This window comes from Arthrobacter sp. RIT-PI-e (genome assembly GCF_001187915.1).
Taxonomy (GTDB): domain Bacteria; phylum Actinomycetota; class Actinomycetes; order Actinomycetales; family Micrococcaceae; genus Arthrobacter_D.
In genome coordinates this window covers 1-14,795 of sequence record NZ_LGIU01000032.1, presented here as the reverse complement: position 1 = coordinate 14,795, position 14,795 = coordinate 1, and the positions used below count along the sequence as shown (strand labels likewise).

Here is a 14,795-nt window from a genome sequence, read left to right as displayed (position 1 = left end):
CCGCCGGACTGCACCACCCCTAGGTGCGCACCGGCTCCGGTCCCACGGCGGACGGACCCGCACGGACCTGTACGGACCGGCGCCGGACCCGGGAGGGACGCCGCCGGGGCAGGGGAGGCATGTCCGCCCCGTCGGAGTCACCGGTTCCACGAGAAAGCCCCGCGGCTGCTGCCGCGGGGCTTTCTCGTGGAACCGGTCCTGCTGCTAGACGCCGGAGTAGCTGTGCAGGCCCTGGAAGTAGATGTTCACGATGGTGAAGTTGAACACCACGCAGAGGTACCCGGTGATGGAGAGCCACGCGGCGCGCGTACCGGTCCACCCGCGGGTGGCGCGGGCGTGCAGGTAGCCCGCGTAGACCACCCAGATCACGAAGGTCCAGACCTCCTTGGGGTCCCAGCCCCAGTACCGGCCCCAGGCCTGCTCCGCCCAGATGGCGCCGGCCATCAGGGTGAACGTCCAGCCGACGAACGCGACGGCGTTGAGGCGGTAGGACAGGTTCTCGAGGCTCAGGGCCGAGGGCACGAGCCGCAGGAACCTCGCGGTGTCCTCCTTGCCCGCCAGGACCTTCGCCTCACGGGAGGACTGCAGGAGCTGGAGCACGGACATGGCGAAGGTGATGGTGAACATCGCCGACGAGGCGACGGCGATGGACACGTGGACGATCAGCCAGTAGCTCTGCAGTGCGGGGATGAGCCGCGCCACCGGGGTGGGGAAGCCCACCGTCGCGGCGCACAGCATGACCACCACGAGGCCCACCACGAAGGACCCGATGAAACGGAGGTCCTTGCGCGAGAGCGCGATGAGGAAGATCACGGCCACGAAGAACGCACCGGTGGTGCAGAACTCGTACATGTTCCCCCACGGCACCCGGTGGGCCGCGACACCGCGGCTCACCACGGCCGCGCCGTGGATGACGGCGGCCAGCACGGTGAGCGCCACGGCGATCCGCGCGGTCCCCCGGCGCGGCCCGGCGCCGTAGTCCATGGAGTCGTCGGCGGTGGCGGGCGGCGTGGTGGTCCCGCCCGGCGTCGACCCCGCTCCCCGCGCACCCACCCCGGCCAGGACGCGGGCGGATGACGCCTGCTCACCGGCCAGGCGGCTCTCGAGCGTGGTGATGGTGGAACTGGACCTCACGAGGTCCAGGACGAAGAAGATCAGCGCCACGACGTAGGCGATGGATGCCAGCAGCATGAAGAGCTCGCTGAGCTGTCCGAGCTCGGCGTCGACCGGAGGTATCAGCATCGGCACTGCAGCCGGTGATGTCATGAGTTGTCCTTTGTGATGGTGTTCGGCTTCCCCCCACCGGCCGTCGAAGACGCACCGGCTTCCTGCTGTCCATTTTCCCCCACGGGACCGTCCGGCACGAGCCAGCGATCCAGCAGCGCCTTCTCCACGGATGCACCCTCACCTGCCAGGCGGGTGTCCTCACCCCGGGCGAGCAACCCGTACTCCACCAGGATGCGGCCGTCCGTGCCCTCGGCGGTACGGACCCACAGCCGTCGTCGCCCGATGAAGAGCGACGCCGAGAGACCCAGCAGGGCGAGCGTGGAGAACACGAGTGCCCCGAGCTGCCCCGGGTCGTGGTGGATGTCGAGCGCGACGTAGCGCTGCAGCCCGTCGAAGCTGATCGATCCCTTGCCCTCGGGGAGGTCCACGGTCTGGCCGACGCCGAGCACGATCCCGCCGTCGTCGGTGGTCCTGCTGTTGAGCTCGGTCAGGTCGTCGGTGTCCAGGACGTACACGTTCTCGGGTGTACCGTCGTCGAGCCCCAGGTCCCCGTAGTAGGAGTTGAGGTTCAGCTGCGGGTTGAACGGGTCCGGGTCCCGCGAGAACGAGACGCCGGCCTCGTCGACGAACGCCGTGGGCAGGAAGAACCCCACGAAACCCAGCTGGTCCGGCTGCGCATCGGGTGCCTTGATCACCAGCAGCGACGTGTAGAGGCCGTCGGAGGGGACCGCCACCACCGGACCCTGCTGGGCGATGTCGCCCTCGCCGTCGCGGACCGTCACCACGGGCGCATAGCCGTTCCCCACGAGGTACACGTTCGTCCCGCCGATCGTCACCGGCGCGTTGACCTTCAGGACCTGCTGCTCCTCCTCGGCCCCCGGGCCGTCCTGCGTGGTGAGGTTCGCGGTGAAGTCGAGGGGCTGGCCGTAGTGGCTCTCCTGCTCGCGGTCGAAGCGCACGTCGAACGAGTCGAGGCGGAGGGAGTAGGGGTCGAGCTGGTCACCGGTGAAGTTGGACCCCGGATCGAAGCTGTCGTAGCCGATCAGGGTGTTCACGAAGCTCTCGCCCTCCACGAGCACCTTCTGCCCGTTATACCCGAACAGTCCCCCGACGGCCACGGAGACCAGCACACCGATCAGCGAGGTGTGGAACACGAGGTTGCCGAGCTCCTTCGTGAGACCCCGCTCGGCACCGACGGACGGTGTCCCGGTCGCGGTGTCGCGGACGTCCACGCGGTACCCGCGCTTCTTGAGCAGGGCGGCCGCCTGCTCCGCCGCGAGCATCGGCGTGAGCCCGGTGGCACGCGCCCGGGCGGCGGGAACCTCGATGGTCCCGTGCACGGGAAGCCGCGAGAGCCGTTTGGGCGTGCGGGGCGGCGTGGACCGTACGGCCTTGAAGTGGGCGATGGCCCGGGGGATCACGCACCCGATGAGGGAGATGAAGAGCAGGAGGTAGATGGCCGAGAACCAGACCGAGGAGTAGACGTCGAACATCTGGAACCAGTCCAGGATCGGCCCGGAGGTCGGGTTCTCCTGGAGGTACTGCGTGACGACGGCGGGGTTGGCCGAGCGCTGCGGGAACAGGGAGCCGGGTACCGCCCCGACGGCGAGCAGGAGGAGCAGGAACAGTGCCGTCCGCATGCTGGTCAGCTGGGTCCACGCCCAGCGCAGCGTACCGAGGAGGCCCAGTGCGGGAAGCACCACGTCCGGCTTGGCGCCGCCCGCACTCCCCTGTTCCGCGTCTCGCGTCACGTCCTGCTTCACAGTTCCCTCTCCATAGAATCAACCACCTGCCCGGCCACCGGGGCCGCTCAGATCGGCAGGATCACGTTGCCGATCACCAGGTCCTGCAACCGGGTGACCCAGAAGTTCCACACCCCGGTGACCATCAGCACGCCCACGAGCACGAGCATCCCTCCCCCGAACCGCTGGAGCAGGAGACGGTGCCTGCGGAAGAACGCCAGGGCACCCATACCGCGCCGCACCCCGAGCGCGATGAACAGGAACGGCAACCCGAGACCCAGGCAGTACACGAAGGTGAGTACCGCACCCTTCAGCGCCGTGGCGTCGTTGCCGGAGATCGCCAGGAGCTGCACCGCGCCGAGCGTCGGGCCGATGCAGGGCGCCCAGCCCAGACCGAAGGTCAGGCCTAGGAGCGGCGCCCCGAGCAGCCCCGCCGGCACCCTGGCGTGGATCCGGCTCTCGCGCTGGAACCAGGAGAACCCGCCCATGAACACCACTCCGAGCAGGATCACCACCACGCCGAACACCTGGATCAGCCAGTCCTGCGACACGCGGAGGAAGGCCCCGAGCTGGCCGAACAGGGTGCCGTAGGCCAGGAACACCACCGAGAACCCGAGGACGAAGAGCCCGATGCCGGCGACCATCCTCCCGCGCCGCTGCTTCTCCAGGTCCACGCCGGTCAGCCCGGTGACGTAGCCGAGGTACCCCGGGACCAGGGGCAGCACGCACGGGGACGCGAAGGAGACCAGGCCTGCGAGCAGGGCCACGGGCAGTGCCAGGAGCATGGAGCCGTTGAGCACGGCGTCGGCGAAGGGGTTCCCCGCCAGGAGGGGCACGGACACGGCCGCGGACGCCGTCATGGGTGACGCGCGGCGAGCGCGTTACTCGGCGAGAGCATCGCTGATCAGGGCGTTCAGGGTGCTCCGGTCCGCCAACCCGAGGATCCGCGCCGAGACGCGCTGCTCACGGTCCAGCACCAGGGTGGTGGGGACCGCCTGCGGCGGGACGTACTGGGTCATGCCGAGGAGCACCCCGCCGTCCTTGTCGTCGAAGCTCGCGTAGGGGATCCCGAAGTTGCGCTCGAAGGCCTCGGCCGTCGCCTGCTCGTCCCGGATGTTCACCCCGTAGAACCTGGCGCCCTGCGGCTCGTACTCGTCGTGCAGGGCCACCAGGTCGGGAGCCTCCGCCCGGCACGGGGCGCAGGCCGCGTACCAGAAGTTCAGCACCGTGACCTCGTCGTCCCAGTCGGCGCTGGAGACGGCGGTGCCGTCGAACAGGGTCCCGGAGACCTCGACGGGATCACCGCGCTCGGACGGCGCGTACTCCGTCACCGAGCCGTCACCCGCGATGTAGTTCTTGCCGTCACCGGCCGCGGCCTGCGCGGCCAGTGGATCGTCCGCGGTGCAGGAGGTGAGCGCGAGCGCCACCGGCATGCAGACGGCGAGCAGCCCCAGCAGGCGGGTAACGCGCTTGGTACGGGGTTCTCTGGTCACGGCTGCTTCCGATAGATTTCTACGGCGTGTAGTAATTCTATTACGCCCCGGGGACATTCGCGGCCCCGGGCAGCAGATCCGCACACGGCTCCGCGTAGCGCACGCGCTGCAGGGTGTCCCCGGAGAAGTCGAGCGACGTGACCGAGGTCAGCGTGCACTCGCGCTGACGCGGGTCGTGCCAGAGCCGCCGGTGCTCCGCGCTCAGCCGGGTGACCCAGATGGGGAGCTGGTGGCTCACCAGGATCGCCTCGGGTGCGGCGTCTGCCCCCTCCGCCCCTGCCAGCTCGACGGCCCGACGTCGCGCATCGTGCACGGCCGACATCACGCGCTTCGCCTGCTCCTCGTACGGTTCGCCCCAGGACGGGCGGAACGGGTTGACCAGGAGCGGCCAGTACCGGGGCTGGCGGAGGCGGCTCTTGATCCGCGACATGCCTTCGAAGCGGTTCTCGGCCTCGATGATGCGCTCGTCGGTGTGGATCGTGAGGCCCAGGGCCTCGGCCACGGGCTGTGCCGTCTCCTGCGCCCGGGTGAGGGGGGAGGCCACCAGGTGGACGATCCTCGCGCCCTCGTCGCGCTGCCGCCCGAAGTGGTCGGCCACCTGCGCGGCCATACGGCGCCCCAGGTCCGAGAGGTGGAACTCCGGCAGTCTCCCGTAGAGGACACCCTCCGGGTTGTGGACTTCACCGTGACGCACCAGGTGGACCGTTGATCGCTGCATGCCCCCAAGTTTCCCGCATGCCCGCCACCACGGCCAATCGACCGGGGACCTCCCACGGCGACACACCGGAGGTGCTGCTTGAACAATCCACGGATCCGTGAAATAAAACATGCATACGCATGGTTCTTTCTTCCGTAACCATCCGCCCGACATTCTTCCCCAGGAGTTCCATCATGACCGTCCCCTCAGGCCTCACCTCCGGCACCTGGTCCTTCGACCCCGCACACAGCGAGGTGGGCTTCAGTGTCCGCCACGCGGGCATCAGCAAGGTGCGCGGTTCCTTCACGGAGGTCGACGCCGCCCTGACCGTCGGCTCGTCCCTCGAGGACTCGAGCATCACGGCCACCATCAGGACCGCCTCCTTCACCTCCGGTGACGACAACCGCGACGCGCATGTCCGCGGCGCCGACTTCTTCGACGTCGAGCAGTTCCCCGAGATGACCTTCGTGTCCACCTCGCACACGGGTTCGGGTGAGACCTACGAGATCTCCGGCGATCTCACCATCCGCGGCATCACCAAGTCCGTGGTGCTCGACGCCGAGTTCAACGGCGTCGCGGTGGATCCCTTCGGTGCCACCCGCGCCGGCATCTCCGCCTCCACCACCATCTCCCGCAAGGACTTCGGCCTCACCTGGAACGCGGCCCTCGAAGCCGGCGGCGTCCTCGTCGGCGACAAGGTGACCATCACCATCGAAGCCGCTTTCGTGGCTCCTGCGGCGGCCTGACCCCGCACCTGCACATCGGAACGCAAGGACCGGCACCACCCTCCGGGGTGGTGCCGGTCCTTGCGTTCCGGGTCGAACCCTCCCCTCCGGCGTGACCGGCGAACTAGAGTTGCAGCAACGAACCGAGGCGGGCACCCGCTGCAACCCGATCACGGAGGACATGCCATGAGCACGCCGCAGGACAACCGGAATCAAGGACAGGACGACGGCAACGGGCGCTCCTGGGATGCCCCGGGAACGCCGGGAGGCGGTACCACCCCGTACGGATCGCCCTCCTCCGAGCGGCCCGGCGGTCCGGGCCAGTACACCTACCCGTCCGGAGCGGCCCCGGGGTACTCCTACCCCGGGGGCGGGTCCTTCCCGCAGCAGGCGGACAAGGGCGCCCCGCCCAAGGAGGTGACGCGGGCCTACCAGCTCGTCCTCGCGGCAGGCATCCTCTACCTGCTCACCGCCGTGGTCTCCACCCTGGTGCTCGACACCTCCGGCATGCCCGGCGTCGGCAGCGGCGTGGCGACGCTCGGGTACGTGATCGCCTTCGTCGTCGCCGCCGTGGTCACGGCCGCCTACGTGGTCCTGGCGATCTTCATCCGCAAGGGCCACAACTGGGCGCGCATCACGGCCACCGTCCTGGCGGCCCTCAACGTGGTCTCCAGTCTGATCGGGCTGCTCGTGACCCCGCTGCTGGATTCCCAGGCGGCCGAGCTGGGTCAGTCCGCACCCGAGACCTCGCTCGTGGCGCAGCTGATCAGCGCGGTGGTCGTGCTGCTGGGCGTGGCCGGCGTCGTCCTGACCTACACGAAGCCGGCGCGCCCGTACTTCGCACCGCGGCAGATCGGCTACTGACCGGAGCTCCGGGAGCGGGGCGCCGGGAACGGACCGGCTACCGGGCGCGGGACACCGCGTCCAGATCCGGCTCGTGCGCACGCTGTGCGTGGTAGGCGAGGATCTGCAGCTCCGTGGACATGTCCACCTTCCTCAGCTGCACGTGCGGCGGCACCTGCAGCACCACGGGCGCGAAACTGAGGATGCTGCGGATCCCTGCCGCCACCAGCCTGTCGCACAGCTCCTGTGCGACGGTCGCCGGGACCGAGAGCACCGCCATGTTGGTGCGGGTCCGGTCGAGGACCTCCTCGAGGTCCTCGACGTCGCTGACGCGCAGGTACCCGATCTCCGAACCCACCACCAGCTGGTCGGCGTCGAACAGTGCCACGATCTCGAAACCCCGCGAACCGAACCCCGGGTAGCCGGCCAGCGCCCGCCCCAGGTTCCCCGCCCCGATGATCCCCACACGCCAGTCCTGGGTGAGCCCGAGGGCGATCGAGATCTGCCGGTTCAGGTACTGGACGTCGTACCCCACTCCCCGGGTCCCGTAGGACCCCAGGTGGGAGAGGTCCTTCCGGAGTATGGGCGAGTTGACCCCGGCCGCGTCCGCGAGCTCGTCCGAGGACACCCGCTCGATCCCCTCCGCCAGGAGGGAGTTCAGGGCCCGCAGGTAGATGGTCAGCCGCGCCACGGAGGCGGGAGGGATGTGGCGTCCGTGATCATCCACGGAGTGGAGGCTCGGTGTTCCCGGCGTTGTCACTGTCATCGGCTCCGTCGCTAGCGCCCGCGCACCGGTACGGGCCGCGGATCCCGGCCCCTACCTGACGGCGCCGGAAGTAGGTCCACTGTATGCCGCCGGACGGGGGCCTCCAAGCCGGGGAGCCGGGCCGCGGCGGTCAGGCCAGGAGCCTGCGCAACCGGCCCTCGTCGATGGACCAGAAGTCCCTCTGCACACCGTCGATGAACAGGACCGGGAGTTCCTCGGCGAAACGCTCCCCCAGGGACGGGACCTCCGCCACCGACACCTCGCGCCACGTGAGACCGAGGTCACCGGTGACGCGGTCCACCACCCTCCGCGCATCCTCGCAGAGGTGGCACTGCGGGCGGGTGAGCAGGACGACGCCGGCGCCGAAGGTATTGGCTGCTGCTTCCATCCGTCCACCGTACTGCCGCACCACGGGGTGTCACCTCCGGGGAACTAGACTCGGATCATGCTGGACGCCACCCGGACCGAGCCGCACGCCCTCCCACCCGGGGCGGCGGCCCGAGGGGAGGCAGCGTTCTTCGACGTCGACAACACCCTCATGCGCGGCGCGAGCCTGTTCCACGTGGCGCGCAAGATGTACCAGCGGAAGGCCTTCACCCTGCGCTTCGCGATGGGACTGGCCTGGAAGCAGCTGCGTTTCATCATGCGCGGGGAGACCATGACGGACGTGGACTCGGTGCGCGACGCGGCCCTCGCCTTCGCCATCGGGATCGCCCACGAGGACATCCTCGCCCTGGGCGAGGAGGTGTACGACGAGATGATCGCCTCGAAGATCTGGCCGGGAGCACGCGCTCTCGCCGAGCAGCACCTCTCCTCGCACCGCCAGGTGTGGCTCGTGACCGGGACGCCCGTGGAGGTGGCCGGGGTCATCGCGAGCAGGCTCGGCCTCACCGGGGCCCTCGGCACCGTGGGCGAGGTGGCCGACGGCCTGTACACGGGGAGGCTCGTGGGCGACTTCCTCCACGGACCGGCCAAGGCCGCCGCCGTCCTCGAGCTGGCGGAGCGGGAGAACCTGGAACTCACCCGGTGCTGGGCCTACAGCGATTCGTACAACGACATCCCGCTGCTCACCGCCGTGGGACATCCCGTGGCCATCAATCCCGATGCCAGACTCCGCCGCCACGCGCGGGCCAACAACTGGCCCGTCTACGACTTCCGCAGTGGGCGCCGCGCCGCCACCTTCGGACTGCAGGCAGCCACGGTGGCGGGGTCCGTCTACGGCCTGTGGCGCGGCTTCTCCCGGTTCAGGAGTCGCTGAGGCGATACCCGGACACCGCTTCCGCCCCGGGAACGACGACGGCCCGGCTCCTGCCGCCGTGGGCGGGGAACCGGGCCGATCGGGGTGCACCGGCTCGTGGCCGGGAGGACCCTCTACTTCTTGTTGCGGCGCTGGTGGCGGGTCTTGCGAAGCAGCTTGCGGTGCTTCTTCTTCGCCATCCGCTTCCGACGCTTCTTGATTACTGAACCCATAGAGCCCTCACAAACCTGTTCTGTTGCCGACATCCGTTCCGGCAGGAACCCGGGACCGGCTGCTGGTGCTGACGAGAGGCGCACGCCTGACGGCACGTACCCCGATGACATGAAACCGGAGCGGGCGAGTAGCCCGCTCGAAACGCTCCTTAACAGGGTACATCCGTTTGGCTGACAGCCCGTACGTGGCCTGCGGGTCGAGCCCTCCGGTACCCCGCCCGCCGCGGGTCAGGCGTCCTTCCGCCGCCGCAGGTGTGCCAGGAGATCCGCGGCCCGCTCCGCCGCGCGCCCCATGGTCCTGCCGATCGGAGGACGGGGGATGTCGATCGCCGTGAGCGGTTCCGGCTCCATCAGCACGGCGGGAGCGAGGATCTCCTGCGTCTGGCCGGCCCGGGCCGGTACGGCCTCCTGATCCACGACGACGTCGTCGACGCCGCCCTCCGGCTGCCCCGGCGGTCCTGCCGCGTCGAAGGGGAGCTCCGCCGCAGGCACGGGGCCGTCGAACCCGGAGAGCCACCCCTGGATCACTCCCAGTGGACCGGCCTCCAGCGAGTAGAAGCGCTTCTGGCCCTGTGCCCGCATCATCACCAGCCCGGCCTCCCGCAGGACCTTCAGGTGCTTGGACACGGTCGGCTGGCTGACGCCGAGTTCCAGCACGAGCTCACCCACCGCCTTGTCCCCACCGCGCAGGTTCTCGAGGATCTGCCGACGCGTCCCCTCCGCGATCACGGCGAATACGTCGTCAGGTGCCATTCGGACAGCCTAGCGACGTATGCGCCTCACGGCATCATCGACGGGCGGGTGTCAGTCGAACCAGGGATCCAGGCCGTGCAGCGGGAAGAGCGCCTTGCGGGTGGCCATGACCGTCCGGTCGAGATCGTCGTCCGGGTCGTAGCCGACCTCCCAGGAGCGCCACCAGAGGTCGACGTCGTCACCCATCAGCAGCGGCGCCTCCGTGCCGTGACGCGCGCGCCCGTCCCCCCGCCACTCGCCCGGGACGGGCATGGACGGCCCGATCGACGAGCCGGCCGCGACCGCCACCAGCAGTGCCCACGAGCGCGGGACCACACTCGTGAGTGCGTAGCCACCGCCGCCCGTGGCCAACCAGCGTCCTTCGCAGAGCCGGTCGGCCAGCTCCCGTACCGCGACCATCATGGCGTGCTGGGCGTCGACGCTCACCCGCAGATTGGTGAGGGGGTCCTCCCGGTGCGAGTCGCAGCCGTGCTGGCTCACGATCACGTCCGGGGCGAACGCCCCGGCCAGCTGGGGGACCACCGCGTGGAACGCACGCAGGACGGCGGAGTCCCCGGCCGTCGTGGGCAGCGCCACGTTGACCGCGTAGCCCTCCGCTCCCGCCCCGCCGGTCTCGTCGGCGAACCCGGTCCCGGGGAACAGGCTCATGCCCGTCTCGTGCAGGGAGATGGTCATGACGCGGCTGTCGTCCCAGAAGATGCTCTGCGTGCCGTCGCCGTGGTGGGCGTCGACGTCGATGTAGAGGACACGCCGGGCACCCCGGTCGAGGAGCCGCTGCACGGAGGCGGCGGCGTCGTTGTAGATGCAGAAACCGCTGGCCCTGGACCGCGCGGCGTGGTGCATGCCGCCACCGAAGTTGACCGCCCGGACCACGGAGCCGGCGGAGAGCGCGTCCGCGGCACCGATGGAGCCCCCGGCGAGGCGCGCACTCGCCTCGTGCATCCCGAGGAAGGCGGGCGTGTCCTCCGTACCCAGCCCCAGGACGGCGTCGGACAGGTCGGGGTTCGCGCTCACGCTCCGGACCCCCCGCACGTACTCGGCGCTGTGGACGGTCTCCAGCTCGTCGTCCGTCGCCACCTCCGGCGCCGCCACGGACACCCCGTCGAGATCCAGCAGCCCGCAGGCCCGCACGAGCCGTGACGTCAGGTGCAGCCGTTCCGGATTCATGGGGTGCTGCCCGCCGAAGTCGTAGGCCAGCATCGAATCGTCCCAGACGATCTGGAGGGGCACCGCGGCGCCGGTACGGGTAGACATCCCTGCAAGGCTACGCGATCACCCATGCCTCCGGGACGGTGTTCGGTGAGATGCTTTACTACTGCAGGTGGGAACTCCGCCACCGCCGGGGCGGTGGGCCGACAGACGGGGCGGAACGGCGTCAATGGTAGGTTCACAGCCTCGATGGCTGAAGGACGATCGCAACGGATACGTGAGGCTGCTCGCCTCGGTCCGCGACTTCGTCGACTCCTTCGCTAACAGTTCCCCCGCCCGGCTGGCCCTCTTCATCTTCACCGGCGTCATCCTCGTGTTCACGGCCCTGCTGAGCCTGCCCGTGTCGACCACCAGCGGTACGGTCACCCCGCTGCACGACGCGTTCTTCACCGCCGTGTCCGCCGTCTGCGTCACCGGCCTCACCGTCGTGTCCACCGCCACCCACTGGTCCTTCTTCGGGCAGCTGGTGATCCTGCTCGGGATCTTCGTCGGTGGCCTCGGGACGCTCACGCTCGCCTCCCTGCTGGCCCTGATCGTCAGCAAGCGCCTCGGTGTCCGGGGGAAGCTCCTGGCCCAGGAGGCGCTCAACAATGCCAGCCGGCTGGGCGAGATCGGCACCCTGCTGCGCATCGTCATCACCACGTCCGTGCTCATCGAGGTGGTGCTCACGCTGGTGCTGATCCCCCGCTTCATGGTGCTCGGCGAACCCTGGTGGCAGGCGCTCTGGCACGGCGTCTTCTACTCCATCTCCGCCTTCAACAACGCCGGTTTCACCCCGCACAGCGACGGCCTGGTGCCCTACGAGACCGATCTCTGGATCCTCACCCCCCTCATGGTGGGGGTGTTCCTCGGGAGCCTTGGCTTCCCCGTGATCATGGTGCTGGTGCAGGTCCGCCACCACTTCAGGCGCTGGACGCTCCACGCGAAGCTGACGGTGGCCGTCTCCCTGATCCTGCTGGTGGCGGGCACCTTCGCCTGGGGTCTGCTGGAGTGGGAGAACAGCCGCACCATCGGCGGCCTCTCCCCCGCGGACAAGGCCATCCATGCCCTCTTCGCCTCGCTGATGACCCGCTCGGGCGGATTCAACCTCGTGGACCAGACGGACATGAACTCCACCACCATGCTCCTCACCGATGCACTGATGTTCGCCGGGGGCGGCTCCGCCTCGACGGCCGGCGGGATCAAGGTCACCACCATCGCCGTCATGTTCCTCGCGATCGTCGCCGAGGCGCGCGGTGACGCCGACGTCCGCGCGTGGGGGCGCACCATCCCGCACGGGGCCATGCGTGTGGCCATCTCGGTGATCTTCATGGGAGCCACCCTGGTGCTCGTGGGGAGCGGCCTGATCCTCGCGATCACCGACGAACCGCTCGACAAGGTGGTCTTCGAGGTCATCTCCGCCTTCGCGACCTGCGGTCTGAGTACCAACCTGAGCGCGGAACTGCCGCCCGCCGGGAAGTACGTCCTGTCCGCACTCATGTTCGCCGGCCGGATGGGCACCATCACGCTCGCCTCGGCACTCGCCCTGCGGCAACGCAGCACGCTCTACCACTACCCCGACGAGAGGCCGATCATTGGCTGAGAGACCCGCACACAATGCACCCGTACTCGTGATCGGCCTCGGCCGGTTCGGCGCCGCCACGGCCCAGCAACTGGTCCGTCAGGGCCGCGAGGTGCTCGCGATCGAACGCGACCCGCACCTGGTGCAGAACTTCGCGAGCACCCTCACGCACGTGGTGGAGGCGGACGCCACGAACATCGACGCCCTCCGCCAGCTCGGCGCGCAGGAGTTCTCCTCCGCCGTCGTGGGCGTGGGGACCTCGATCGAGTCCAGTGTGCTGATCACCGCCAACCTGGTGGACCTCGGCATCGACCACCTGTGGGTGAAGGCGATCACCCCGTCCCACGGCAAGATCCTCAAGCGGATCGGCGCCAACCACGTGATCTACCCCGAGGCCGACGCCGGTCAGCGCGCCGCGCACCTCGTGGGCGGACGGATGCTGGACTTCATCGAGTTCGACGACGGCTTCGCGATCGTCAAGATGTACCCGCCGAAGGAGACCCAGGGCTTCACCCTGGCGGAGTCCTCCGTGCGCTCCAAGTACGGCGTCACGGTGGTGGGGGTGAAGTCCCCCGGGGAGGACTTCACGTACGCGAGGGCCGACACGAAGGTCTCGGGGCGGGACATGCTGATCGTGTCCGGGCACGTGGACCTGCTCGAGCGCTTCGCCGGTCGGCCGTGAGCACCGGTGGTCGTGGCGGGCCGGTGCCCGCCCGGGACGACGCCGTCGGGCGGAGCCCCCGGCGGGGCATCACCTGGCCGTGGGTCGGGGGCGGGGCGGTCGTGGTGGGCATGGTCGTGGTGGCCGCCCAGATCCACGGGCTCGACCTGGCGGTGTACCGGGGGGGCGCCCTCCCCCTCCTCGGACGTGCCGGGGACAAGGAGCTGTACGACGACGCCCTCGTGCAGACGGACACCCGTGGCCTGCCCTTCACCTACCCGCCGTTCGCCGCCCTGCTGTTCGTCCCGCTGGCCCTGCTCCCGCAGCCGCTCGCGCTGACCGTCCTGACCCTCCTCTCCTGCAGCTGCCTCGTCGGCGTCGCGCTCCTCGTGGTCCGCTACCTGCGGGCGGCGGGCCCCGTCGGCCGGGCGCCCCGGCGGTTCCCCGCCGTGGTGCTCGTCGCGATCCTGCTCATCGGGATCAGCGGTCCGTGGCGGGAGGGCCTCGGTTTCGGGCAGATCAACGCACTGCTGATGGTGCTCGTCCTCGCCGATCTCCTGCGCACGCCCCACCGGATACCGTCGGGTGTGCTCATCGGCGTCGCGGCGGGGATCAAGCTGACACCGCTCGCGTTCGGCCTGATCCTCCTCGCGCGCCGGGACTGGCGATCGCTCGGCTGGATGACCGCATCCTTCGCGGGCACCGTGGGTGTCGGATGGCTGCTGGCGCCGCGCGAATCAGGGGTGTTCTGGGGCGGCGCACTGTTCGATGCCTCCCGGGTCGGGGAGACCGCCGACCTGTACAACGTCTCGCTGAACTCGATCGTGACCCAGTCCGCTCTCCCCGACGCGGCGCAGCGTCCCGTCTGGGCGCTCGCGTCCCTCGCCGTCGTCGTCGTGGGGTACGTGGCGATCCGACGGGCGGACGATGCGGACGATGCGGTGCGGGCCGTGACAGCGAACGCCGTGGTGATGCTCGCCATCTCCCCCATCTCCTGGTTCCACCACTGGGTGTGGATCGCCCTGGTCCTGCCCGCGGGCCATGTCTGGGCCCGGCAGCAGGCGGCTCCCCTGCGGAGGGCCGGATGGGTGGTGCTCGGCGCCCTAGTCCCCGTGATGATGTTCTCGTCGATCACCATCACCCTCACGCTCACCGGCGTCGTCTCGGGGGAGGGGCCGGTACCGCTGCGGCTGTTCACCGCGCTCGGCGTGATCCTGCCGGTGATCCTCCTGGCCCTCTGGGCGCTCCGTCCGGTCAGGACGACGCCGGCCCTCCCAGTTCCTGCGTGATGGCGGCGGCACGGGCGGTGGCGGCCCGCGCGCCGTCGGACACGATGCCGCGCAGCCCCAGGCGGTCGAACGTCTCGATGGCGCTCTGCGTGGTGCCGTTCGGGCTGGTCACGGCCCGGCGCAGTGCCACCGCGTCGGCGCCGTCCTCGGCGAGCATGTACCCCGCACCGGCCACGGTCTCCCGGGCGATCAGCGTGGCGAGCTGCGCGTCCAGACCCAGCTCCACCCCCGCATCCGCCATGGCCTCGGCGAGGTAGAACGCGTAGGCGGGGCCGGACCCGCTGACGGCCGAGAGCGCGTCCACCTGGTGCTCGGGGATCTCCACCACGGTGCCGGCAGGCGCCAGCAGCAGGCTCGCC

17 protein-coding genes are annotated in these 14,795 nt (G+C 69.9%); 6 read left to right on the top strand and 11 right to left on the bottom strand.

The window, feature by feature from the left end:
• Positions 1 to 204 precede the first annotated feature (204 nt).
• The 5 genes from ccsB to AC792_RS01430 form a co-directional block, all read right to left on the bottom strand.
• Positions 205 to 1,236, bottom strand: coding sequence for a c-type cytochrome biogenesis protein CcsB (ccsB, locus tag AC792_RS01450; protein WP_049828815.1), 1,032 nt, complete (start codon positions 1,234 to 1,236; stop codon positions 205 to 207).
• Positions 1,237 to 1,262: 26 nt separating this feature from the next.
• Positions 1,263 to 2,978 (bottom strand): cytochrome c biogenesis protein ResB, encoded by a 1,716-nt coding sequence (gene resB, locus AC792_RS01445; RefSeq protein WP_235436297.1) that lies wholly within the window; start codon positions 2,976 to 2,978, stop codon positions 1,263 to 1,265.
• Positions 2,979 to 3,037: 59 nt separating this feature from the next.
• Positions 3,038 to 3,829 carry a cytochrome c biogenesis CcdA family protein gene (locus AC792_RS01440; protein WP_049828813.1) on the bottom strand — a complete coding sequence of 264 codons (792 nt, stop codon included), beginning with the start codon at positions 3,827 to 3,829 and terminating at the stop codon, positions 3,038 to 3,040.
• Positions 3,830 to 3,850: 21 nt separating this feature from the next.
• On the bottom strand, positions 3,851 to 4,402 hold the full coding sequence (locus AC792_RS01435) for a TlpA family protein disulfide reductase (RefSeq protein ID WP_152915969.1): 552 nt from the start codon (positions 4,400 to 4,402) through the stop codon (positions 3,851 to 3,853).
• 100 nt (positions 4,403 to 4,502) lie between these two features.
• The gene (locus AC792_RS01430) at positions 4,503 to 5,180 is read right to left on the bottom strand and encodes a histidine phosphatase family protein (protein ID WP_049828811.1); all 678 of its coding nucleotides are present in this window, start codon (positions 5,178 to 5,180) and stop codon (positions 4,503 to 4,505) included.
• A gap of 173 nt (positions 5,181 to 5,353) precedes the next feature.
• On the opposite strand from AC792_RS01430, the gene AC792_RS01425 reads away from it, so the two are divergent.
• Together AC792_RS01425 and AC792_RS01420 are read left to right on the top strand one after the other, a co-directional pair.
• Positions 5,354 to 5,905: a YceI family protein gene (locus AC792_RS01425; RefSeq protein WP_049828810.1), complete on the top strand. Its 552-nt coding sequence runs from the start codon at positions 5,354 to 5,356 to the stop codon at positions 5,903 to 5,905.
• Positions 5,906 to 6,070: 165 nt separating this feature from the next.
• Positions 6,071 to 6,748, top strand: a complete 678-nt coding sequence (locus AC792_RS01420) for a hypothetical protein (RefSeq protein ID WP_049828809.1) — start codon at positions 6,071 to 6,073, stop codon at positions 6,746 to 6,748.
• 37 nt (positions 6,749 to 6,785) lie between these two features.
• Here AC792_RS01420 and AC792_RS01415 read toward each other — a convergent pair whose 3' ends face one another.
• Together AC792_RS01415 and AC792_RS01410 are read right to left on the bottom strand one after the other, a co-directional pair.
• Entirely contained in the window at positions 6,786 to 7,493 is a 708-nt protein-coding gene (locus AC792_RS01415; RefSeq protein WP_049828808.1) for a redox-sensing transcriptional repressor Rex, read from the bottom strand.
• A gap of 130 nt (positions 7,494 to 7,623) precedes the next feature.
• A complete protein-coding gene (locus AC792_RS01410; protein ID WP_049828814.1) occupies positions 7,624 to 7,881 on the bottom strand; it encodes a glutaredoxin family protein in 258 nt (85 codons plus the stop codon).
• A 57-nt stretch (positions 7,882 to 7,938) separates the two neighbouring features.
• Here AC792_RS01410 and AC792_RS01405 point away from each other — a divergent pair, with 57 nt between their 5' ends.
• Positions 7,939 to 8,751 (top strand): HAD family hydrolase, encoded by an 813-nt coding sequence (locus AC792_RS01405; protein ID WP_049828807.1) that lies wholly within the window; start codon positions 7,939 to 7,941, stop codon positions 8,749 to 8,751.
• A 113-nt stretch (positions 8,752 to 8,864) separates the two neighbouring features.
• Here AC792_RS01405 and AC792_RS15960 read toward each other — a convergent pair whose 3' ends face one another.
• The 3 genes from AC792_RS15960 to AC792_RS01395 form a co-directional block, all read right to left on the bottom strand.
• The gene (locus AC792_RS15960) at positions 8,865 to 8,963 is read right to left on the bottom strand and encodes a 30S ribosomal protein bS22 (protein ID WP_003792170.1); all 99 of its coding nucleotides are present in this window, start codon (positions 8,961 to 8,963) and stop codon (positions 8,865 to 8,867) included.
• Positions 8,964 to 9,191: 228 nt separating this feature from the next.
• Entirely contained in the window at positions 9,192 to 9,716 is a 525-nt protein-coding gene (locus AC792_RS01400) for an ArsR/SmtB family transcription factor (protein WP_049828806.1), read from the bottom strand.
• Positions 9,717 to 9,767: 51 nt separating this feature from the next.
• Positions 9,768 to 10,970 (bottom strand): acetoin utilization protein AcuC, encoded by a 1,203-nt coding sequence (locus tag AC792_RS01395; RefSeq protein ID WP_049828805.1) that lies wholly within the window; start codon positions 10,968 to 10,970, stop codon positions 9,768 to 9,770.
• Positions 10,971 to 11,094: 124 nt separating this feature from the next.
• Between AC792_RS01395 and AC792_RS01390 the strand changes: the two genes are divergently transcribed.
• Genes AC792_RS01390 through AC792_RS01380 form a run of 3 tightly spaced genes read left to right on the top strand, consistent with a single transcriptional unit; the run spans position 11,095 to position 14,436 of the window.
• The gene (locus tag AC792_RS01390) at positions 11,095 to 12,507 is read left to right on the top strand and encodes a TrkH family potassium uptake protein (protein WP_049828804.1); all 1,413 of its coding nucleotides are present in this window, start codon (positions 11,095 to 11,097) and stop codon (positions 12,505 to 12,507) included.
• Entirely contained in the window at positions 12,500 to 13,168 is a 669-nt protein-coding gene (locus AC792_RS01385; protein WP_049828803.1) for a potassium channel family protein, read from the top strand. The genes AC792_RS01390 and AC792_RS01385 overlap by 8 nt, the downstream gene beginning before the upstream one ends.
• Positions 13,165 to 14,436, top strand: a complete 1,272-nt coding sequence (locus AC792_RS01380; protein WP_049828802.1) for a glycosyltransferase 87 family protein — start codon at positions 13,165 to 13,167, stop codon at positions 14,434 to 14,436. Before AC792_RS01385 ends, AC792_RS01380 begins: the two co-directional genes overlap by 4 nt.
• On the opposite strand, the gene AC792_RS01375 is transcribed toward AC792_RS01380, so the two are convergent.
• On the bottom strand, positions 14,402 to 14,795 hold a 394-nt coding region (locus tag AC792_RS01375), incomplete at its 5' end, for a pyrroline-5-carboxylate reductase family protein (protein ID WP_326947519.1). The genes AC792_RS01380 and AC792_RS01375 overlap by 35 nt on opposite strands.